The sequence below is a fragment of the Archangium sp. genome, from assembly GCF_036277355.1.
GTDB lineage: Bacteria > Myxococcota > Myxococcia > Myxococcales > Myxococcaceae > Archangium.
The window spans coordinates 118,248-140,036 of the sequence record NZ_DASUNC010000152.1; the positions used below are offsets into that span (position 1 = coordinate 118,248).

15 protein-coding genes are annotated in these 21,789 nt (G+C 68.3%); 5 read left to right on the forward strand and 10 right to left on the reverse strand.

Translation table 11 applies throughout. From position 1 onward, the window contains the following. The first annotated feature begins 50 nt into the window (after nucleotides 1-50). The gene (locus VFZ09_RS38045) at nucleotides 51-1,586 is read left to right on the forward strand and encodes a hypothetical protein (RefSeq protein ID WP_329732677.1); all 1,536 of its coding nucleotides are present in this window, start codon (nucleotides 51-53) and stop codon (nucleotides 1,584-1,586) included. On the opposite strand, the gene VFZ09_RS38050 is transcribed toward VFZ09_RS38045, so the two are convergent. Continuing rightward, nucleotides 1,583-2,992, reverse strand: coding sequence for a HAMP domain-containing sensor histidine kinase (locus VFZ09_RS38050; protein ID WP_329732678.1), 1,410 nt, complete (start codon nucleotides 2,990-2,992; stop codon nucleotides 1,583-1,585). The genes VFZ09_RS38045 and VFZ09_RS38050 overlap by 4 nt on opposite strands. Continuing rightward, a complete protein-coding gene (locus VFZ09_RS38055; protein WP_329732679.1) occupies nucleotides 2,989-3,645 on the reverse strand; it encodes a response regulator transcription factor in 657 nt (218 codons plus the stop codon). Before VFZ09_RS38055 ends, VFZ09_RS38050 begins: the two co-directional genes overlap by 4 nt. A gap of 135 nt (nucleotides 3,646-3,780) precedes the next feature. Here VFZ09_RS38055 and VFZ09_RS38060 point away from each other — a divergent pair, with 135 nt between their 5' ends. From VFZ09_RS38060 to VFZ09_RS38070, 3 genes are all read left to right on the forward strand, one after another. Then, nucleotides 3,781-5,196, forward strand: coding sequence for a hypothetical protein (locus VFZ09_RS38060; protein WP_329732680.1), 1,416 nt, complete (start codon nucleotides 3,781-3,783; stop codon nucleotides 5,194-5,196). 130 nt (nucleotides 5,197-5,326) lie between these two features. Next, nucleotides 5,327-5,506 (forward strand): hypothetical protein, encoded by a 180-nt coding sequence (locus VFZ09_RS38065; RefSeq protein WP_329732681.1) that lies wholly within the window; start codon nucleotides 5,327-5,329, stop codon nucleotides 5,504-5,506. Between the two features lie 41 nt (nucleotides 5,507-5,547). Beyond that, nucleotides 5,548-6,324, forward strand: a complete 777-nt coding sequence (locus tag VFZ09_RS38070) for a neutral/alkaline non-lysosomal ceramidase N-terminal domain-containing protein (protein ID WP_329732682.1) — start codon at nucleotides 5,548-5,550, stop codon at nucleotides 6,322-6,324. Nucleotides 6,325-6,426: 102 nt separating this feature from the next. Here the strand turns inward: VFZ09_RS38070 and VFZ09_RS38075 are convergent, their stop codons facing one another. From VFZ09_RS38075 to VFZ09_RS38095, 5 genes are all read right to left on the reverse strand, one after another. Continuing rightward, nucleotides 6,427-9,549 carry an efflux RND transporter permease subunit gene (locus VFZ09_RS38075; RefSeq protein WP_329732683.1) on the reverse strand — a complete coding sequence of 1,041 codons (3,123 nt, stop codon included), beginning with the start codon at nucleotides 9,547-9,549 and terminating at the stop codon, nucleotides 6,427-6,429. A 36-nt stretch (nucleotides 9,550-9,585) separates the two neighbouring features. Then, nucleotides 9,586-10,683 (reverse strand): efflux RND transporter periplasmic adaptor subunit, encoded by a 1,098-nt coding sequence (locus VFZ09_RS38080; protein WP_329732684.1) that lies wholly within the window; start codon nucleotides 10,681-10,683, stop codon nucleotides 9,586-9,588. Between the two features lie 183 nt (nucleotides 10,684-10,866). Continuing rightward, nucleotides 10,867-12,258, reverse strand: a complete 1,392-nt coding sequence (locus VFZ09_RS38085; protein WP_329732685.1) for a beta-ketoacyl-[acyl-carrier-protein] synthase family protein — start codon at nucleotides 12,256-12,258, stop codon at nucleotides 10,867-10,869. After that, nucleotides 12,215-14,224 (reverse strand): AMP-binding protein, encoded by a 2,010-nt coding sequence (locus VFZ09_RS38090; RefSeq protein ID WP_329732686.1) that lies wholly within the window; start codon nucleotides 14,222-14,224, stop codon nucleotides 12,215-12,217. Before VFZ09_RS38090 ends, VFZ09_RS38085 begins: the two co-directional genes overlap by 44 nt. 53 nt (nucleotides 14,225-14,277) lie before the next feature. Further along, a complete protein-coding gene (locus VFZ09_RS38095) occupies nucleotides 14,278-15,885 on the reverse strand; it encodes a bifunctional 3-(3-hydroxy-phenyl)propionate/3-hydroxycinnamic acid hydroxylase (RefSeq protein WP_329732687.1) in 1,608 nt (535 codons plus the stop codon). A gap of 499 nt (nucleotides 15,886-16,384) precedes the next feature. On the opposite strand from VFZ09_RS38095, the gene VFZ09_RS38100 reads away from it, so the two are divergent. Next, nucleotides 16,385-16,756, forward strand: a complete 372-nt coding sequence (locus VFZ09_RS38100) for a VOC family protein (protein ID WP_329732688.1) — start codon at nucleotides 16,385-16,387, stop codon at nucleotides 16,754-16,756. A 68-nt stretch (nucleotides 16,757-16,824) separates the two neighbouring features. Here VFZ09_RS38100 and VFZ09_RS38105 read toward each other — a convergent pair whose 3' ends face one another. From VFZ09_RS38105 to VFZ09_RS38115, 3 genes are all read right to left on the reverse strand, one after another. After that, the gene (locus VFZ09_RS38105; protein WP_329732689.1) at nucleotides 16,825-18,162 is read right to left on the reverse strand and encodes a TldD/PmbA family protein; all 1,338 of its coding nucleotides are present in this window, start codon (nucleotides 18,160-18,162) and stop codon (nucleotides 16,825-16,827) included. 11 nt (nucleotides 18,163-18,173) lie between these two features. After that, the gene (locus VFZ09_RS38110; protein WP_329732690.1) at nucleotides 18,174-19,727 is read right to left on the reverse strand and encodes a TldD/PmbA family protein; all 1,554 of its coding nucleotides are present in this window, start codon (nucleotides 19,725-19,727) and stop codon (nucleotides 18,174-18,176) included. Nucleotides 19,728-19,906: 179 nt separating this feature from the next. Next, complete coding sequence (locus VFZ09_RS38115) at nucleotides 19,907-21,754, reverse strand: GspE/PulE family protein (RefSeq protein WP_329732691.1); 1,848 nt, start codon at nucleotides 21,752-21,754, stop codon at nucleotides 19,907-19,909. Nucleotides 21,755-21,789 lie beyond the last annotated feature (35 nt).

The window sequence follows — 21,789 nt, forward strand, 5'->3', positions numbered from 1 at the left end:
CCCGGGGCGCTGGGAAGGAGCGGCGCCCCCACGCCGCGCCTGGAGGGAATTTGAGAACGCTGCGCACCCTGGCCCTCACCGGGCTGATGACCCTCTCCGCGCCCGCATGGGCAGGAGACTTCGTCGACACCCGCCTGTCGTTCGCCTTCGCGGACGACAACGTCTTCGCCGATGCGGGCGAGACGACGCCCAACAGCCCCTCGGCCCGGTTTGGCGGCGGTCTGCAGAACACCCAGTTCTACGACAACTTCAACACCCGGTTCTCCGGCTTCGAGACGCTGTCCCACATCGTCCTCTACAAGCGGATGCCGGCCTTCTTCGAGGGCCTCACCACCGAGGCGGCCCTCACGGTGTTGATGTTGGAGCGGCCCTCGGGCGGAATCGACCTGCGGGACAACTCCAGCTACATCCGCCTGCACTACAAGCCCTCGGGCTGGGGCGAGAACGAGGGCCTGTCGCTCACCGGCTTCCCGGTGTCCGCGGACCGCTTCCGCCTGGGCTACGCCTACCGCATCTCCTGGGGTGGCAGCGGCATCTTCACCACCCGCGCCGCCGCGGCGGGCGTGCCGGGCGTCCGGCTCCAGCTCACGCGGGACCGGTGGTACGCGTACGCGGGCGCCAAGACGGCGCTGGTGCTCAACGATCTCATCAAGGAGCAGGAGACGCTCTACGGCTTCATGGCGGGCGCGGGCGTGGACGTGCTCGAGACGCTGCGCCTGGAGGCCGGCGGCGGCTACTTCCAGAAGGGCATCGTCCCGGGTCTGGCCGCGCTGGGTGTCGAGGCGCCGGTGAACTCGGCGGGCGTGTCCGCGCAGGCCGTCTACCACGTGGGCGTGCCGGTCGGCACCAGCATCGACTTCCGGCTCTACAAGAACGATCCGGACATGTACCAGCGCTTCTTCGCGCCGGAGCAGTACCCGGGCGGCCTGTCGTACACGGCGTCGCTCGAGGGCAGCTACCTGGTGCAGACGCTGTCGGATCCGGACGTGTTCGGCCGCACGGTGCCGCAGGAGGCGAAGGCGGTGGCGCTGCAGGCGCGCGCCAAGTGGAACTACTGGCGCTTCCACGCGCTGGGCCTGTACCGCGACCTGTCCTTCATCCAGTTCGAGGTGCCCGGCCTGCCGCCCTTCAACGACTTCCCGGATGGCACCGAGGTGAAGCCGGAGATGTTCTTCGCCGTGGGCGCGGACTACCACTTCCCCGCGCTGCACTTCACCCCGGGCTTCATCTTCGGCGTGCAGCAGCCGTCGTCGTTCCGCAGCCCGGATCCGCTCTTCGGTGGCAACAACCCGCCGCCGGGCCTCACGGGCACGCGCACCGTGGTGGTGCGTGACGTCAACGTGCTGAGCATCCTCCCCACCACCTGCGGCGACGACAACGCCATCTGCCGCGCGGATCCGATCATCTCCGCCAAGGCCACCTTCCGGTGGGATCTCTCCGACAGCGTCTCCGCGGTGGGCGAGGTCTATTACACCTATGATCGCAACCGGACGACGTTCCGGGACGACGTCTTCGGCGTCGCGCAGCCCAGCTTCGAGGATCCCCACGCGCTGGGCTTCAACACGCTGCTGCAGGCGCGCTTCTAGGCACGCGGCAGCACCAGCGTCAGGGCCACCCCGGAGGCGGGCTCACCTCCGGGGGGCGGGCTCTCGACGCGCCAGGAGCCGCGGTGCAGCTCCAGGATGGTGCGCATGATGACGGAGCCCAGGCCCAGTGAGACGCGCAGCACCGGGCCCTCCTCCACCACCGTCCGGCGGGAGCGCACCTCGCCGAACCGGGCGAGCTGCTCGGCCGGCATCCCCGGCCCGTCATCCACGATGCGCACCGACAGCGCCTCCGCGCCGGCCGACACCGAGACGCTCACGCGGCCCCGTGCGAACCTCGCGGCGTTGTCCAGGGCGTTGCGGAACAGCCTCCGGATGAGGCGCGGATCCCCGCTCATGACGAGGCTCTCCCCCTCCCCCGGCAGCTCGAGCACCCAGGACAGGCTCCGCGGAGAAGTGGCCTCCTGGGTCCGGGCCGCCTGGAGCTCCGCGCCCAGCAGCTCCCGCAGATCGATGCGCTCGGTGGTCCGCTTGTAGCGGGGCTCGCCCATGCGCGCGATGAAGAAGAGCTCCTCCAGCAGGCTCGAGAAGTACGCCAGCTCCGACTGGAGCACGCCCAGCAGCTCGCGGCGGTGCGCCTCCGACAGCTCCCCGGCGCACTGCACCAGGGTGTCCGCCGAGGCGCGCAGGCTCATCAGGGGCGTGCGGAGATCATGGCTCAGCTCCTGGAGCAGGGCCGCGCGCGTGCGCTCCGTCTCCTCGATGCGCGCGACGAGCCGCTCGATCTCCGTCGCCATCCGGTTGAAGTCGAGCATCAGGCTGCCGACCTCGTCGAAGTGCTTCACCCGGAAGCGGGCCTTCAGGTCCCCCTGCTCCATGCGCGCGAGCACCTCCCGCGCCTCCCTCGACTTGCGCCGGAGGTACACGAAGGTGAAGAGCAGGGACAGGAAGCCGGAGGTGACGGCGGCCAGCACCGGAATCGTCACGCGAAGCGTCCTCGTCCGCCACGACGCGCCGCGCGGCTCGAACCGGGCCACGAGGTAGCGGGGCTCCGGGGTGTCGAGCCGCGTCACGACCTCCTCGGCCACGAGGCCGAAGGGACGGAACGAGACCCGCACCTCGTGGATGCGCTCGGGCTGAGGCAACCGCTCCCACGGCCAGGGGAGCGGGTTGGACGTGTTGCTCTCGAGCACCGCGCCGTCCGGGGACACCACCCACAAGTCCGCCCGGAGCCCCGCCTCGTCCAGACCCGCACCTTCGTCACGGGAGAGGGCGCGCGCGGGAGTGCCACGCTCGAGCATCCGCGCGAGGAGGAAGATGGCCGTCCTGCCCGCCCCCGCGCTCGCGGTCTCCCCCAGCGTCCGGAGCACCAGCACGGTCAGCGCCGCCAGGGCCAGCGCGCAGACGGCGCCGAGCAGGACCAGCCGCACCAGGGTCCACCGCGTCACTTGCGCTCCAGGCGGTAGCCCACGCCGTAGACGGGAGCGATGTGCACCTCGGACAGGCCCGCCTCGCGCAGCTTCCGCCGCAGGTGGCTCATGTGTGAGTCGATGGTGCGGTCGAACACCTCTCCCGCGTCGCCGAGCCCATCGAGGATCTCCTGGCGGCGGACGACGTCCCCCGGACGGCGCAGGAGCACCGCGAGGATGTCGAACTCACGCCGGGCCAGGTGCACGGGCGTCTCCCCCACCCAGACCTGGCGCTGCTGGAGGCTCATCCGCAAGGGACCGAGCGCCAACACGTCCTCACTCCGGACCCTCCGCTCCGCCAACCGCATCATCCGCGCGACGAGCTCGTTCAAGCCACAGGGCTTGCGCAGGTAGTCATCCGCACCGGCCTCCAGTCCGTCCACGGCGGACTGCTCGTCGAGCCGCGCCGTGAGCATGAGGACGGGCACCTCCGCATCGCGCTCGCGGATCTTCCGGCACACGTCGTACCCGGTCCCATCGGGGAGGGCCACGTCGAGCAGCACCAGATCGAAACGCTGCCGCGCGAAGGCACTCAAGCCCTCCCGCGCCGTCTCGCACGGAGTCACCTCGAAACCGCGGTACGCCAGACCGAGCTGGAGCGTCCTGGCGATGACCGGGTCGTCCTCGACCATCAGCACCCGTTTCATAGGGGCCGTGATGTTAGTCGGCACTTCGCCCGGAGGGGCTTCCGCCCCGTCTCCATCTTTTCTCAAGGATTCGTCCGTACGGTGGCAGCGCTGGGAGACTGCATCCCCAAGGAGACTCGTATGCGACCCACCGATTCACCCCCCTCCACCCCGCTCCGCCGCACCACCCTCTGGCTCGCCAGCGTGCTGGGTGCCCTCGCGCTCTCCGCCTGCACGGAGAAGCCACGGGAGCCCTCGCCCGCCCTTCCGGACGTGTGCGCCGACACCAGCACCGCCCAGCGGGAGGTGACCTGGTACCGCGACGTGAAGCCGGTGATCGACGCGAAGTGTGCCGGGTGCCACGAGGAGGGAGGCATCGCGCCCTTCGCGCTGACGACGACCGAGCAGGTCCAGGCCATGAAGGGCGCCATCCTCCACTCGGTCTGCGAGCGCAGCATGCCACCCTGGCCGGCCCACCGGGATTGCAACCAGTACGAACATGACCGCTCGCTCTCGGACGAGCAGATCGCCCTCATCCGCGACTGGGTGCGCGCGGGCGCTCCCCTGGGCGATGCGAGCGAGGCTCCCGCGGAGACGCCCTCGGACCGTGCGCAGCTCTCGCGGGTGGACCTCGAGCTGGCCATGAGCGAGCCCTACACGCCCCAGGAGTCTCCCGACGAGTACCGCTGCTTCATGCTCGACTGGCCCGAGACCGAGGAGAAGTTCATCACGGGAATCGGCGTGCGTCCGGGCAAGACGGAGCTCGTGCACCACGTCCTCCTCGCGGCCGTCCCGCCGGAGAACCTGGACGCCTACCTCCAGGCGGACGAGGCCGATCCGGGTCCCGGGTTCTCGTGTCCCGGAGGCCCCAATCCCCCGAGTGTCCCGCAGGGTCAGGGCAGCCGTGGCGCGCTGATCGGCGGATGGGCCCCCGGTGGCGAGGGAAGGGATCTGCCCGCGGGCACGGGCGTCCGCGTCCAGCCGGGCTCCAAGCTGGTGATGCAACTGCACTACAACATGTCGTCCGCCCCGCCCTCCCCGGACATGTCGAAGCTGCTGCTGAAGCTGGACGGCTCGGTGGAGCACGAGGCCTTCCTGTTCCCCTTCACCAATCCGCAGTGGATCCGGGACAGGGCCATGTCCATCCCCCAGGGCGAGAGCGACGCCGTCCACATCTTCAGCTACGACGCGCTGGAGTTCGCCTCGCGCGCGAGCAAGCAGAAGATCCGCGCCAACGCGCCCCTCAGCGTCTACGGCGCGCAGCTGCACATGCACCAGCGCGGGACACGGACGGTGCTCACCGTCGAGAAGGGGGACAAGGAGAAGGCCTGCCTGCTGGAGATTCCCGAGTGGAACTTCCACTGGCAGGGCGTGCACTACCTGAAGCAGCCGTCGCGCATCTCGCCTGGCGATTCGCTGCGCCTCGAGTGCCACTGGAACAACGCGGGCTTCACGCCCCACCATGGCGCTCCGCTCCCGCCCGTGTCCGATCTGAACTGGGGCGAGGGCACCAACGACGAGATGTGCGTGGCCTTCCTGTACGTCACCCAGGAGTGACCCGGGCTGGCGTGTCTCCCGCCCCTCTTCCACCCGGGAAGAGGGGTGACAGGCAGCCGGGCCCTGGGAAGCGCGCCGTCACACTCCGGAGCCCCCCTCTCCATTCTTGTGTCATGGGGGTGGAGTCACCATGGGACGAGACGACACGCTGCTGATGAACCTTCCTCCCCAGGTGGTGGAGGTCCAGCGACGTCCCCCGGAGCCGATTCCCGCCACGGGAGTCCTCCAGGCGGGCGCCTCCCGGGTGGACATCACGCCCGGCTTCCTATCGTCGCTCGCGGGCTGGGGCCCCACCCTGCTGGGAGCCTAGTCGGCGCGCCCACGCTCCGGGGCTCAGAGATGGGCGGGGGCGTGCCCTTCTTCAAGGAGGGAGAGCGGCTGGAAGAGCTGCCAGACACGGATCCGCAGTGGCCCGAGGCGCCTCCGCGTGCCCTGGAGCGGCTGATCCGCGAGTCCCTCAAGTACCAGCCGCACACCCTGCCCCTCCGGCTGCTGGAGGTGGGCGACGTGTGGTTGATGGGCTGTCCCGGAGAGCCGACCTCCTGGCTGGCGCATGAGCTGGCCCAGGTGATGCGCGCGCGGGGCGCTCGTGAGGTCATGGTCACGGCCGTATGCGGTGACTACGCCGGCTACCTCACCACCGAGCGGGAGTACAAGGCACAGCACTACGAGGGCTCGAGCACGCTCTGGGGACGGAACACGGAGCACTGGCTCGTCGAGCACTTCGATGCGCTCGCGATGAGCGCCACAGCGGCGTTCCCATCGGGGACGGCGCGCTTCACGATGAATCCAGGCGTACACCGGGCCCTCACCGAGCCCCGGCCACCCACCGACAAGCCCACGCCCATCTGGCCCCGGCCGCCGGAGCTCGCGGCGCCGAGGGTCGCCAATGGGCGGCTGGTGATCGCGGGCCGGTGGTTCGCCTGGGCGCCTCAGGAGCGGAGCGAGCTGGGATGGGGTGCGTGGATTCGGCTCGAGGACGCGGACACGGGCGAGGTGCTGCGGAGCGCGAACCAGCCCCTCGATGATCGGCACCACACCTTCCTGCTGGAGTTCATGGAAGCGGGCGGTGTCCTGGAGTGGCGGTGGATGGTCGTGCTCGATGGCCCGAGCAGCGGCTCGTGCTGAGCGTGGCCGCTTGAGCGCGCGGCCATCCAACACGGAGAGCGGCGGGTATCGACGCTTGAACCCCAGCGTGGAACCCCAGGTGCCAGCGCTCCCCTCCCCCGCTCAGGCCACGCGGTCCGCCCGCGCCTCCTTGACGGGAGCCAACGGCAGTTCCTCACCCGGCGCCTCCCGCCTCGAGCGCCAGAAGCCGACCCGCTCCATGGAGGCGAAGACCACCGGCACCACCAGCAACGTGAGGAAGGTGGAAGTGATGACGCCCCCAATCACGGAGATGGCCATTGGAGCGCGGAACTCGGCGCCCACCCCCCGGCCGATGGCCGTGGGCACCATGCCCATGACCATGGCGGCGCTCGTCATGAGGATGGGGCGCAGACGGCGTTGACCGGCCTTCATCAACGCCTGCTCCACCGTGGCGCCCTCGCGCAGGTGCCGCAGCGCACCGTCCACCAGGAGAATGGCGTTCTTCGTCACCAGCCCCATGAGAAGAATGATGCCAATCATCGCCCCCATGGAGACGTCGAGCCCCGAGAACACCAATCCCAACAGCGCGCCCACCAGCGCCAGCGGCAGCGACACCATGATGGTGAAGGGGTGCTTGAGGGACTCGAACTGGCTGGCAAGCACCATGTAGATGAACACGAAGGCGAGCAGGAACGCGGTGGCGAAGGCGCCGTTCTGCTCGTCCAGGCGCTTCATCTGCCCGTCGTAGATGAGCGAGTAACCCGGGGGCAATGGCTGCTCGGCCATCTGCTGACGGAGTTGCTTCGCCACGTCACCCAGCGCAGCGCCCTGGAGCTGGGCGTAGACGGCGATCTGCCGCTGGCGGTTCTCATGCTCGATAACGCTCGGGCCGTCCTGCGGCTCCACGCGCGCTACGTCTGACACGGCAACCAGCCCTCTCGGCGTAAGGATCTCGAGCTGGCGCACCCGCTCCGGGGTGGCGCGATCGCGCTCGGACAAGCGCACACGGATGTCCGTCTCGTCCGAGCCCTCGCGCAGCTTAGCGACCACGTCACCACCGATCGCCAGCCGCATCTGCAAGGCGACCGCCGTGGCCGTCACCCCCAGATCCCTCGCACGCGCTCGGTCCACCTCGATGGCCAGCTCCGGCTTGGGTGGGCTGAAGTCTACGCGCACGTCCGCAGTCCCCTTGATGTCGCGGAGAATCCGCGCGACACGCTCCGCCTCCTCGCGCACGCGCGCCAGCTCCGGACCGGTGATGCGCACCATGATGGGGAAGAAGTCACCGCCCAGGCCCTCGATGGTTGGCGGCTCCAACAGGTTGACGTGCGTGGCGGACAGCGCGGGCGTGAGCAGGGCCCGCGCCTCCTCCTTGATGAGCTGGATGCCACGCTCTCGCTCGTGCTTGCCCGAGGTGAGCACGCGCATACGTGCCTTGTTCACGTCTCCGTTGGGGCCGGCAATGGTGTAGATGTCACGCACCTCGGGGATGCGCCGCAGCAGCGCCTCGGACTGGGCGGCGCGCAAGCCCGTCTCCTCCAGGCTGGAGGAGTCCGGCAGTTGCAGGTCCACGATGAACTGCGAGCGGTCCTCCGCCGGCATGAACTCCACGCCAAGGCGGCTCGCCGCACCGGCGGACAGCACCATCACCAGTACCGTGATGCCCGTGGTAAGCCACTTGTGCTTGAGCACCCAGTGCAGGATGCCCGTGTAGAAACGCTCGCTGCCGTCCAGTAAGCGGCGGATGGAGGCCTTGAGCATGTTCTCCTGGGGCTGATCACCCGGCGTGCGCCGCTTCGCCACCCGCGCGGAGAGCATTGGGTCCAGGGTGAGGGAGATGAAGAGCGAGAGGAGCACCGCCACCGAGATGGTGACGCCAAACTGCCGGAAGAACTGGCCCACGAACCCGGGCATGAAGGCCACGGGGATGAACACCGCCACCAGCGCGAAGGTGGTGGCGAGCACCGCCAGGCCCACGTCCCTGGTGCCGTTGGAGGCCGCGCTCACCGGGTCCTCGCCCCTCTCCAGCCGGTGGGTGATGGCCTCTCGCACCACCACCGCGTCATCGATGAGCAGCCCAATGGCCAATGACAGTGCCAGCAACGTCATCTGGTTGAGCGTGTAGCCCAACAGGAACATGACGAAGAAGGTGCCAAGGACGGAGGTGGGCAACGCCAGCGCGGAGATGAAGGTGCCGCGCGGATCCAACAGGAACGCCAGGATGATGAGCACTGCCATGAAGCCCCCGAAGAGGAGCGCAATCCACACCTCCCGGGCGTTCTCCTGGATGAGCACCGACTGGTCCACCAGCAGCCGCATCTGGAAGCCGCTGCCCAGGGCGGGCACGAGCTGCTCCAGACCGCGCTTTACCGACTGGCTCACCGCCAAGGTGTCGGAGCCGGGCTGCTTCACGATTTCCAGGATGACGGCGTCATTGCCATTGAGCCGCGCCGCCGTGCGCCGCTCGGCCACGCCGTCGGTGACGAGGGCAATCTCATCCAGCCGCACCTGGGCCCCCGTGCGGCTCTGTGCCACGGGCAGGGTGCGCAATTCGTCCACGTCCTTGAACTGTCCTCGCGAGCGCACCGTCAGCTCGGTGGGGCCAAGCCGCAACCGTCCGGCCGGCAGGTCGAGGTTCTCCATGCCAATGCGCTGAGCAATCTCCAGCGGCGCCACGCCCACCGCGCGCGCTTTGCCCTGGTCAATGTCCACCTGGATTTCCCGCACGTCACCGCCGCTGATGCGCACCTCCGCCACGCCCTCCAACTGCGACAGGGCCGGCTTGAGCTTGTCTTCCATCAGCTTGCGCACCGTCCGCGAGTCCGCCTCGGCACTGATCGCATAGGTGAGGATGGGCACCGCGGAGAGATCCACGCGGCCCACCACCGGCGCATCCGCCTCCTGCGGCAGCCGACTGCTCACGCCCGCCACCTTGTCGCGCACCTCCTGCACCGCCTGGTGCAGGTTCGTGGACAGCGTGAAACGCACCACCACGGAGGCTAGGTTCTCGCGGCTCCAGGAGTGGATCTTCTCCACCCCGCTGATGCCGGCCACCGCATCCTCGATGGGCTTGATCACCTGCGTTTCAATCTCTCCCGGGCCGGCGCCTTGATAGAGGGTGTTGACCACCACCACGGGAAAGGAGACGTCCGGGTACAGGTCGGTGCCCAGCCGGTTGTAGCCCATCACCCCGAGGACGATGAGGCACAGGGAGAGCATGGCCGTGAAGACGGGCCGGTGGATGAAGACATCGCTGAGGAGCATGGAACGCTCGGATGACGCGAGGAGGGCCGCGGAGGACTACTTGACGGAGACGCGGGTGCCCTCGATGAGAGCCGGCGTCGTGTATTCGATGACCTTGTCCAGCGGCGTAGCGGCCATCACCACCACCTCGCGGGCGCGGCGCTCCACCACCTGGACGGCCACGCGCCGCACCTGGCTGGAGGCATCCACCACCCACACATGCTCCCCGCCTGAGGCGGACAGAGCCGTGGAGGGGACGGCCTGGGCCTCCTGCGGGCCGCTCTGCGGGAGGACGGCCCGCGCCAGGGAGTGGGCCACGAAGCGCCCGTCCTTGTTGGGCACGAGGATGTCCACGGGGATGCGCCGGGTGACCGGGTCCGCCGAGGGCAGAATGGTGCGGATGACGGCCTCGTCCGTGCGGGCGCCTCCGCCCACCGCCTCCACGCGCACCCGGGTCCCCGGTTTGAGCCAGGCGAGAGCCGGCTCGGCCACCGTCGTCTTCAGCAGCAGGTTGTCCAGGTTCTCCACCGAGAAGAGGGGCACGCCGGGCCCCACGATGGCGCCCACCTGCTCGGGCGCGTCGATGACGGTGCCAGCGAAGGGCGCCTCGAGGTCATGCCTACGGCGGCCACTCCGCGCCTGGGAGAGTTGCGCCCGGGCCGCGAGGAGCTGGGCATCGGCCTGCCTCGCCTGAGTGGACGCGGTGCGGTTCTCCAGGTCGCTCACGCTCCCCGCCTCCTGCAGCTTCATGTTGCGCCCGGCCACGTCGATGGCCATGGAGGCGGCCACCTCGGCGGCGGCCACGGTGGCCAGGGCCTGCGTCACCTGCGCGTCGGAGATCTCCACATTGAGCCGGGCCAGAACCTGGCCCGCCCGCACCTGGTCCCCCTTCTTCACCCGCAGCTTCTCCAACCGGCCGCCCACCTCGAAGCCCAGCTGGAGCCCCTGGGAGGGAAAGAGCGTGCCCGTCACCTCCTCGCGCGGCGTGGCCCGCACGGCGCGCGCCGTGGTCATTGTCACCGAGGGCAGGCGCTGCGTGGTGACCGGAGCGGGAGGTGATGCGGAGTCCGCCTCACATCCGGAAAGAGGCAGTACGGCGGCGGCCAATCCCACGGCGGCGAGCCCGGCGAAGAGTGGCGTCCTGGACGGTTTCACGATCGAGACCTCGATGCACTGAATGTCCAACACGGATGACGGCGCCCAGGGAGGGGCCCCGCGGTCCAGCGCGGAACTCGCGGCCCGCTCGCGCGCAACGGGCTGGGAGGCGCGCTCGAGTTCCAAACCCACCCGGGCCAGACAGGAGGCGGTCAACCCCCGCCCCTGATTCACCCGGCCTGATCACGTGTACTTCTTGAAGAGGACGGCGGTGTGATACCCGGCGAAACCCGCCGCCAGGTTCAGGGCGAGCGGATAGTCGAGTTGCTTTGGCTTCTGCAGCAGGAACCCACCCGGGTGAATCGGATTCTTGAGGTTCGGGCTGCCGGGCATCACGCCATGGTGCAGCGAGAGCGCGCAGATGATGGATTCGATGGCTGCGGAAGACTCCTGGGTGTGGCCGTAGGCCGGCTTGGTGCTCGACGCGAAGACAGAGGTTCCAAGCTGGGAGGCGTCAAAGGTGTTGCGAATGGCGGTGAGCTCGGCGTTGTCACCCTGCTTCGTCCCCGTCCCATGCAGGTTGAGATACAGCAACTGGTTGCCGAGATCCCGGGGCTCCAGGCCAGCGCGATGCAAGACCTCTTGGATGACGTATGAATAGCCATGCTCGTCAACATCCACCATCATCCGCGTGGGGAACATGCGTTGGGAGTAGCTGAGCACCTCCGCATAGATGCGAGCCTTGCGTGCGAGCGCGTGCTCCAACTCCTCCAGGACCAGCATGCCGGCGCCCTCCCCGAGCACGAAGCCATCACTGTCTTGATCGCAGGAGCTGTACAGCAACTCGGGGGGGACGTCCTTCTGCACCAGGACGCCCAGCCGGTTGTAGGACTCCCAGCCGACATCTTGGTGGATGACCGCCGAAGTGCCGCCCGCCAGCATCAGAGGGGTGCGTCCCAGGAGAATCTTCTCCACGGCATTGATGATGGCGATGTTGCCCGAGGCACACGCCGCCGCCGCGCCCTGAGCGGCGCCATTGAAGCCAAAGGCCATGCTGATGGCGCCCGCGGGTCCATGCGCGGGGTTGAGCGCCGTGTACATGGTGGAAGGCTTGCCGTCGAAGATGTTGGCGGAATCACCACAGGTGTTACCGACGATGCTGCCAATGTTCTCCCGGTTCGCCTCCAGCAACTGCTCGTCCAGCCCGGAGTCCTCGAGGGCGAGCTGCGTGGCCGCCAGTACCGAGTAGATGGTGCGGTTGGGGAGGAAGTGCAGATCCCGGTTTTCCAGCCTCTTCAGCCTGTGCTCGACGGTCTTCCAATGCGGCACCCGGCTTGCCGTGGACACCACCTCCTCCAGGTTGAAGCTCGCCGCTGCCGTGGCCTGCCCTGGAGAGGGAGTGAACAGCTTGTTCCGGGTGACATGGCTACGATTGCCCAGAATATTCTCCCAGAAAGCGGAGCCGATTCCGGCCGCGGTCACGGGACCCACTCCTGTCACGACGACTCTCCTCATGTGCAGCGCTCCTCGTTTGTAATGAATGTCCAGGGGTTCAGGCCGAGCCGCTCTCCAGCGGAACACCGGCAAGTGGCTACGGCTTTTCGTGTGCTCCGGCGAGATGCACGGCCAGCGCATGGATGGTGGGATGGACGTAGACGGCGGTGGCTGGCACCTTCCGGCCGAGCCACGAGCCCAGATCCGCCGTGAGCTCCAGCGCCTGCTCCGAATCCATCCCGTAGTCCAGGAGCGCGCGTTGGGTGTCCACTTCGTGCAGTGGGATATCCATCCACTGCGACAGGCGAGCGGCAATCCAGCTGGCGATGGCACTCTCGTCCCGGGTTGCTTCGGGGAACTGCGCCCTGCCGCCAGACCCGGATTCACTCCAGGGCCTTCTGGCGAAGACGCGGCGGGCGGCTTCCCGCAGCCCTCCATCCAGGAAGACGGACCTGCAGGCCCGGCGCTGAATCTTTCCACTGCTCGTCTTGGGAAGCGTGCGGGCGTCAATCAGCACGACGGTGTGGACATGGACTTCGTGCTGTGCGGCCACTGCACGGTGGATGGCTTCCAGTACCTCCTCCAGCTCCCCTGGTTGTGGCATGGGGGACTTGACCTCGGCCACGAGCACCAGGTGCTCCTCGCCGTCCTCTTCCACCGCGAAGGCCGCCGAGCAGCCCGAACGCAGCATCGGATGGCATTCCTCCGCCGTCTGCTCCAGATCCTGCGGGTAGTGATTGCGCCCGCGGACGACGAGGAGATCCTTCTGCCGTCCGGTGACGAAGAGTTCCCCCTCCTTCAAGAAGCCCAGGTCTCCCGTGCGCAAGAAGGGCCCTTCGCCCGTACTGGCCAGGGTGGCACCGAAGGTCGCGGCGCTCTCCTCTGGCTGTTGCCAATAGCCACCAGCCAGCGAGGAGCCGGTGACCCAGATTTCCCCCACTTCGCCAGGGCGGCATCGCTCGCGCGTTTCAGGGTGGACTATCTCAATCCGGGTATCCAGTGCGGGGCTCCCGCAGCTGGCGATCCACCGCGCCCCCGGGTGGCCCTCCTCCACCTCGCGGATGCGGTGGGCCTTGAGCTCCCCATCATCCACGCAGCAGAAGGAGGGGAGCCTACAGGCGGCCTGAGAGGACACCTTGACCGTGAACTCCGCCAGCCCGTAGGCGTGGCAGAACGTCTCCGGCCGGAATCCGCAGGGAGCAAAGGCCTCCATGAAGCGCTGCTCGGTGGCGCGGCGGATGGGCTCCGCGGCATTGAGCGTCACCCGCCAGGAAGACAGATCCAATCGCCGCCGCTGCTCGGGGGTGCTCTTCTCCACACACAGCCCGTAGGCGAAGTTGGGAGCGGCCGAGTGGGTGCCACGGTAACGAGAGAGCGCTTCCAACCACCGCAGTGGGCGCTGGAGGAAGCTGGCGGGGGGCAACATGACACAGCGGAAGCCCACCCACAGGGGCAGGAGCAGTCCATAAATGAGCCCCAGGTCATGGAAGGCCGGCAGCCATGTCACCATGACGCTCTGAGGCGTGTGGTCGAGTCCCACGTCCGAGTCCGCCAGGGTGCTGCTCAGATTGGCATGGCTGACCCGTACGCCCTTGGGCGTGGCCGTGGAGCCAGACGTGTATTGGAGGAAGGCAAGTCCTTTCTTGTCGAGCGCGGGAGGCGTCCAATCTCCGGCCACCTCCAGGTCCAACTCGTCCAGGGCCAGCCAGTGAACGCTCCGCAGTTCCGGGACCTGGACATGCTCCATCGCCGCCAGGAGCTCGCGGGTGGTGAGGACCAAGGAGGAGTGGGCATCCTGGATGATGGCGCGGAGCCGCGGCAGCATCCGGTTCACCCTCGCGGGCTCCGGGGGGTACGCGGGCACGGCGACCATTCCGGCATACAGGCATCCCAGGAAGGCCTCGATGAATTCCAATCCCGAGGGCAACAGCAGCAGGACACGAGAGCCGATGGGCACCTGTTGGGACAGGTACTGTCCTAGCGCGCGAGCCCTCCGCTCCAGGCTGGAGAAGGTGAGGCGCTGCCCCTCGTGCTCGCCGTCCTCCAGGAAAAGGTAGGCTTCCCCATCTGGATTGCGTAGGGCCTGATGCCGCAGGGCATCAATCAAGGTGGGAAAGCCTCTGGCCGCAAGGGGAGCATCGACGCGTATCGAGCCTGTCTTCATGGAACCTCGGTGGTGGCTGCCATCAAACGGTGCAGGGAGCGGATGACGGAGGGGACCTGCTGCCGCGTGGAGAGCGCCGCCAGGAAACGGTCCGGGCGGAGCAAGGCAATAGGCGCTCCGTGTTCCGCGAACCAGCGGGTCAGGTCCCCATCCACATCCTGGATTTCCTCACAAAGAGCCGTGCCGCGAAGCGGTGCCTGTCCCGCCGGGACGATCTTGAGAGTGCGTGCTCCCAGTTCATCCCAGGCGTGCCGCGATGCCTCGTCCATGGCCTCCCTTGGATCCACCCCCAGGCCGAGCGCGGCGAAGCCGCTGCCCAGTACCTCATCCAGCCTCACTTGTCTTCCATCCGCCCGCCGGACCCGGGGCTGGATGAACATCGTGCCGGCAGGAGCGCGGCCGACGAACAGCCCCTGGCGGAGCGCCGGCAACGCGCGGGAGCGCTTCGCGAACTGCTCGCGCAGCAGTGGCACCCCGAAGAGCAGTTTGAGCACGGAGCGGCGGACCAGGTCATGCCGCCGGCCATTTGGAAAGAAGAGCCAGCCGACGCGCTGCGTGGCGGAGATCGACTCCTCGACGTGAGGGATCCGCTCCAACTCATAGCTATCCAGCAACCGCGTACCGGCCACGCCGCGCAGCACGAGCGCCAGCTTCCAGCAGAGATTGGTTGCATCCCGAAGTCCGCTGCACAGTCCCTGCCCCGCGAACGGTGGCATCATGTGGGCGGAATCACCGAGCAGGAAGACGCGACCAGCCCGGAAGCGTTCCGCCACGCAGGTGTTGAGCCGGTAGGTGCGCAACCGCGACACCTCGCCCAGACGGGGGCCGCCCAGCCAGCGCCCGGTGAGCGCCTCGAGGCCCGCCCGGTCCAATCGCTCGAACTGCTCGGCAGTATCCTCCGGACGGAGGCGGATGGACCAGCGCTGATAACCCAGGGGCTGCTGAACGAACACCATCGGATGTTCGAGTGCCCCGAAGAAGCGGAAGCACCCCTCCGGCTGCGGCTCGGCGCGGGCCTCGATGAGCATCCACTTCTCCTCGGAGGACGCGCCACGCAATGGGATGTCGCATGCCTTGCGCACGGTGCTCCGGCCGCCATCGCAACCCAGCACGAAGTCCGCTTCGACGGTGTAGTTCTCCCCTTGGGGACCTTGTACCCGGAGGCTGGCGCGTCCGCTGGTCTGGCTCACGGACGTCACCATGTGCCCGGACCGGAGTTCCACGCAGGGATGGCGCCCCAACCCCATGCGCAGGTGCTCCTCCATGAGCGGTTGGAGCATGGTGCATACGCGAGGAAAACCAAGAGACTCCACCCCCGCCGTCCGCATCTCCGCCACGACCTCCCCCGAACCCGTCTGAACCCTCACGTAGGGGTTGGCCAGCATGCCTTCCAATTGTTGCTCCGCCAGCCCACACATCTGGAACGTCCGCAGGGCTTCATCGTCCACGTTCGTGGCTCGAGGGTAGGCGCTCGACAAGGGGGCTCGTTCGAGGAGCAGTGTCTTGATTCCATGCATCCCCAGCAGATTCGCCGCGGTGAGCCCTACGGGCCCTGCTCCGACAATGGCCACCTCGATCGACCGCTCGGATGCAATCCCTGCCATATCCTGATTCCTCCCCCATACCGGCCTGAGCGCTGGCGCGAGTCTGAGCAATCATTGCCTCCCCTCCCGTTGGCAAGGAGAGGCGGATGATGACCACAGCGACTGTTTCTCTGCTCAGGGAACAGTGACGTGCCAGTCAATGCCCAGTCCGCTCCGTGCTGGTGACTCGTACTATCGGCCAAGGAAGTGACTCCTTGCCATCGCACCAGGGGATGAGGATGTGTGATGGATTGAATGCTTTTTCGAGGCCGAGTCAGCCTTTCATCTCGGTGAAGCCCGGTGGTCTCGAGAGCCGATGGTGGTCACCCAGCAAGCAGTGGGGGTCTCCCGCTGGCGGATGGAGCCTCCAAGGGGAGGCCGTCCCCAGGGCGAGCCTGCTGGCGAGGAAGCGCGGTAAGAGCGCACTGGGGCGGTCCATGCCCTGCGGTGAGCCAACGCGAAGGGTGGGGACTTCATGTCCCCGAGCGGCTGACGCGGCCTCGTGTTACAGACCGCGCGTATGGATAGCGATCAGCTGTTGTCGTCCTTCGTGAAGGTGCTCGTGTCCGATCCCGAGCGCTCGGCGAAGTTCTACGAGGCGCTCGGCTTCAAACGGACCCAGGCCGCTCCGCCCTTCATCCACCTGCAGTGGGAGAAGCAGGCGGAGGTGTACCTGGTCACCCTGCCTCCCATGGTGAAGCTCGAGGGCCAGCGAGGGCTCGGCGTGCTGCTGGGCTTCCGCATCGGCGCCGTGGACCTCGAGGAGGTGGCCTCGCGCGCCCGCGCACTGGGCGCTCATGTCGAGGGCCCCACCGTGCAGCCTTGGTTCACCCGGGAGATCATCGTCACGGATCCCGACGGCTACCGGCTCAACTTCATCGAGCCCGCTTGAGCCGTGGGCACACGCCGCTCCCCGGCCATCCACCGGGGAGCGGGCACCCTCACCTCACAGCCCCGCGGCTACACGCCCGCGAACTGCACGCCCTCGAAGACGAGGGTGGGCGTGCGCATCGCGCTGTTGACGTAGGGATCGTTCCCCACCGCGACGAGCCGCTTCCACAAATCCAACTGGTTGCCGGAGATGTTCATCTCGCCGATGGGCTCGGCCACCTTCCCGCCGCGCACGCGGAAGCCCTGCACGCCGAGCGAGAAGTCACCGGTGACGGGGTTGGAGTTGCCTCCGAGGAAGCCCGTCACGAGCACCCCTTCCTTCAGGTCCGCGAGCATCTCCGCCCGCCCCTTGCCCCCGAGCTTCCAGGAGAGGTTGGACGCGCTGCCCGACGTCGGACGCGCCTGGAGCTTGCGGCCGTAGTAGGTGTCGATGAAGTACGTGCGGAGCACGCCCCCCTCGAACAGCGGCATGGGCCGGGCCGTAATCCCCTCGCCGTCGAACAGGCGCGAGCCGAGGCCCCGCTTCACGTGCGGCTCGTCGGTGAGCACGAGCAGCCCGCTGCCCACCGGCTGGCCGAGCTTCCCATCCAGGAAGGAGCGCTTCTGCTGGATGGCGCCGCCCGACATGGGCCCCAGCAGCATCGACACGAGCCGGCCCGCGGCCCGGTTGTCCACGGCCATGGTCATCACCGCCGACGCGCCCTTCGTCGAGCCGATGCGGCCCAGGGCCCGCTCTCCGGCACGGCGGCCCAGGGCGGCCGCCTCGGGCAGGTCCTCGAAGAAGCGCGCCACCGCGAAGTCGCTCTCCTCCGGCCGGCGCCCGTCCGGATCCTGCGCGCTCACCTGCGCCGAGGCGACGAACTGCGTCCCGCGCAGCCCGCCCTCGAAGCCGTTCGAGCTCACCCGGAACATCTCCCGGAGCGTGTCCCCGAAGGCCGTGGTGACGGACAGGATGGCGCCCTTCTTGTCCACCTCGCGCGCCCCCGCCTCGAGCTCCCGGACGAAGCGCTGACGCTCATCCGCGGTGAGCGCCGTCTGGCGCGGATCCTCGATGGCCAGGTCCACCGCGCTCCGGCCCGCGTAGAGCTCGGGCTCCGGCAGCCGGCGGTGCTCGTCACGCGCCAGCACGCGCGTCATCGCGATGGAGTCCGTGATGAAGCGCTCCAGCGCCTCCGGCCGCAGATCGCTCGTGGCCACCGCGGAGTAACGCCCATCGACGTAGAGCTGCAGGGACAGGCCTCGCGTGGTGGCCTCGGAGACCTTGTCCAGCCGGCCATCGCGCCACTGCATCTCCACATCGCGCGTGCGGTTGGCCGTGGCCGCCGCCTCGGAAGCGCCCTTCTGACGCGCCAGGTCCACCGCCTGCCGCGCGACATCCGCCAGATTCGTGGTGTTCGTCGTGCTCATGCCCGCCTCCCTCAAGCGTTGCGTCCGCCCACGGTGATCGACGCGACCCGGACCGTCGGAATGCCCTGCGACACCGGCACCCCCTGCCCGTCCTTGCCGCACGTCCAGCCCCCCTCGTCGATGACGAGGTCATCGGCCACCATGTCCACCTTCTCGAGCACCTTCGGCCCGTTGCCGATGATGTTCACGTCCTTGATGGGCCGCGTCAGCTTGCCATCCTCGATGAGGTAGCCGTTCTTCACGTAGAAGGTGAAGTCACCCGCGCCGATGTTCACCTGCCCGTTGGTGAAGTTGGTGCAGTAGATGCCCTTCTTCACCGAGGCGATGATCTCATCGTGCTTGTGGGGGCCCGGGAGCATGTACGTGGAGCGCATGCGCGGCAGCGGCGCGTAGCGGTAGCTCTCGCGGCGGCCGTTGCCCGTGGGCTTCACCTTGTAGTGCTTCGCCGAAATGGAGTCGTGCAGGTACGTGGTGAGGACGCCGTTCTCCACGAGCATCGTCTTGCCGGGCTCGTTGCCCTCGTCGTCAACGTTGATGGCGCCCCGCGCGTACTCGTTGGTGCCGTCGTCCACGATGTTCACGAAGGGGTGCGCGATGGGCTTGTTGAGCTTGTCCGCGTAGATGGACGTGCCCTTGCGGTTGAAGTCCGCCTCCATGCCGTGGCCGATGGCCTCGTGCAGGAGGATGCCGGACGAGCCCGCCGCGAGCACCACCGGCAGCTCACCGGCGGGAGGCTGGATGGCCTCGAAGAGGATGGTGGTGCGGCCCACCGCCTCGCGCACCATGCGGTCCAGCCGCTCGGGCGAGTAGAAGTCCAGGCCCGCGCGGCCGGCGACACCGTAGGTGTTCTGCTCGCGCTTGCCGTTCTGCTCGGCCACGCACGACAGGTAGAGGCTCGTCATCGGCTGCACGTCCTCGACGAGCCGGCCGTTGCTGTCGGCCACGAGCACCGCGCCGTGCTCATCCGAGAACGACAGCGTCACCTTGGAGACGCGCTTGTCCGCCTTGAAGGCCGCCGCGTTCAGCCCCTCGAGGATGGGCAGCTTCTGCTCGGGGCGGACGGCGTCCCAGCCCATCTTGAGCACGTAGCGCTGCGGAATGTCCTTGTAGACGTGGAGGCGCTGGGGGCCGGGCCGCGAGGGCCCATCGGCGATGGCCGCAGCGGTGCGGGCGGCGCTGCGCATCGCGTCCAGCGTGAGCTCCTCGGTGTACGCGTAGCCCGTCTGGTCACCCTTGATGACGCGCACGCCCACGCCGAGCTCCACGGTGGTGAACGCCTTGTTCACCGCGCCGTCCTCGAGCGCCATGGAGGTGGACACCCGGTGCTGGAAGAAGAGGTCGCTGTAGTCGCCGCCTCGCGACAGGGCGGCGGCCAGCGTCTCGCGGATGAGGGTCTCGTCGACCCCGAAGCGGGCGAAGTAGCCAATGGACTGCGAGGGCCCATCCGAGCCGCCACCGGGTCCACCGCCCGCCCGCTGTGCCGTCGCACAGCCAGACAACAGCTCACCCGCTCCCGCCATCGCCAATGCCGTCGTGCCGTAGCCGACGAAGTCACGTCGCGTCATTCCGGTCTTTCCTCCCGCCATGGCTCTTCCTCTGAGTGAAGGTCACCGCGCATCCAGAGCGTAACCCCACGGCCATGCCAGTATTCCGGAAAACCCCTCGGCCCCCCGGTCCGTGGGCTACACGACAAAGAACGGGCCGGGCGCCTGGTGATTGCACCGGCTCCCTTCAGGGCCGCCGATCAGGCCACGGACGTCATGCGCACCACCTCGTCGAAGGAGGTGAGGCCCATGGCCAGCTTGCGCACCGCCGCCTCGCGCAGGGTGCGCGTGCCGCCCCGGCGCGCCGCGTCCAGCATCTGCTGATGATTACCGCCCCGGGAGATCTGCTCGCGCAGATCGTTGTTCAGATTGACAATCTCGAAGGCACCCGTGCGGCCCCAGTAGCCGGTGCCGCGGCAGCGCGGACACCCGGCGCCCTTGACGATGTTCACCCCACCGGGCAGCAGCGGAATCGGCGCGCCCAGCAGGGTCAGCTCGTCCGGCGTGAGGGTCGTGGGCTGCGCGCAGTGGGGGCACACGCGCCGCAACAGACGCTGGGCCATCATGCCGATGAGGCTCTGCGCCAGCAGGAAGGGCGGCACGCCCAGGTCCTTCAAGCGCGCCACCGCGCCGATGGCGTCGTTGGTGTGCAGCGTGGAGAGCACCAGGTGGCCCGTGAGCGCGGCCTGCACGGCGTTCTCCGCCGTCTCCGCGTCACGGATTTCGCCCACCATGATGACGTCCGGATCCTGGCGCAGGATGCTGCGCAGCGCGTTGGCGAAGTCCAGCCCCACCTTGGGCTGCACCTGCACCTGGTTGAAGCCGTCCCACACCATTTCGATGGGATCTTCGATGGTGACGACGTTCACGTCCGGGCCCGCCACTGCCTTCAGCGCCGAGTAGAGCGTCGTCGTCTTGCCGCTGCCCGTGGGGCCGGTGACGAGGATGATGCCGTGGGGCTGATCGATCCACGACTCGAAGACGCGCTTCTCGTCCGGGTCGAAGCCGAGCTGGGCGATGTCCTGCACCAGCGTCTCGGGATCGAAGACACGGATGACCACCTTCTCGCCGAAGGCGGTGGGGAGCGTGGAGACGCGGAGCTCCACCTCGCGGCCATCGCGCTCGGTCTTGATGCGGCCGTCCTGGGGCTTGCGCTTCTCGGAGATGTCGATGCGCGCGAGCGTCTTCACGCGCGAGACGATGGGCGGATGCACACCGGCGGGCAGCGTGTACACGGGGTGCAGCACGCCGTCGATGCGCAGGCGCACCAGGGAGGTGTTGCGCTTGGGCTCGATGTGGATATCCGAGGCCCGGTTGTCGAAGGCGTAGCGCAGCATGTAGTCCACGGCCTGCACCACGGGCTGATCCGCCGCGTCCAGCTCCTGGCGGCCGCTGAGCGTGACGAGCTGCTCGAAGTTGCTGACCTGCGGCGAGTTGTGGGCGTTGGTGGTGAAGTCGTCCGCGGCCTTGGCCAGCGTGCGCTTGAAGCCGTAGACGTCCGCGATGGCCTTGAGGATGTCCGTCTTCGAGGAGAACACCGGCTCGATGGGCATGCCGGTGAGGACGTGGATGCTCTCGAAGAGCTCCTTGTCGAAGGGGTTGGCCACGGCCACCACCAGCCGGCCGTCCTGGGCCTTCTCCAGCGGCAGCAGCACGTGCTTGTGCGCGAAGGGGCGGGACACGGTGCGGGTGGCCAGGGCCATGTCCAGCTTGAGCGGATCGATCTTCTTGTAGGGCAGACCCCCGGCCCGGGCGACGAGCTCGGTGACGCGGTCCTCGTCGAGCGCGCCGCGGCCATCGGCCAGGGGCACCTGGAAGGCGGCGACGATCTCCACCGGGGAGACGTCGTAGCGGGCGGCGTCCGTGCCGACGATGTTCTTGTTCTTGAGGACGCGGGCGCGGGCGGCGGCCTCGCGGGTGGCGATGTTCTGCGCCTGGTCGGCGGTGAGCACCCGCTGCGCGACGAGCGCCTCGAGCACGAAGGCGAGGGAGAAGTCGGTCTTGCTCCGGCTCGGCGGGGCAGCAGGCGGGGTCACGGGCGCTGGCAACGTCGTCTCCTTGCGGCCACGAAGAACAACAGGGG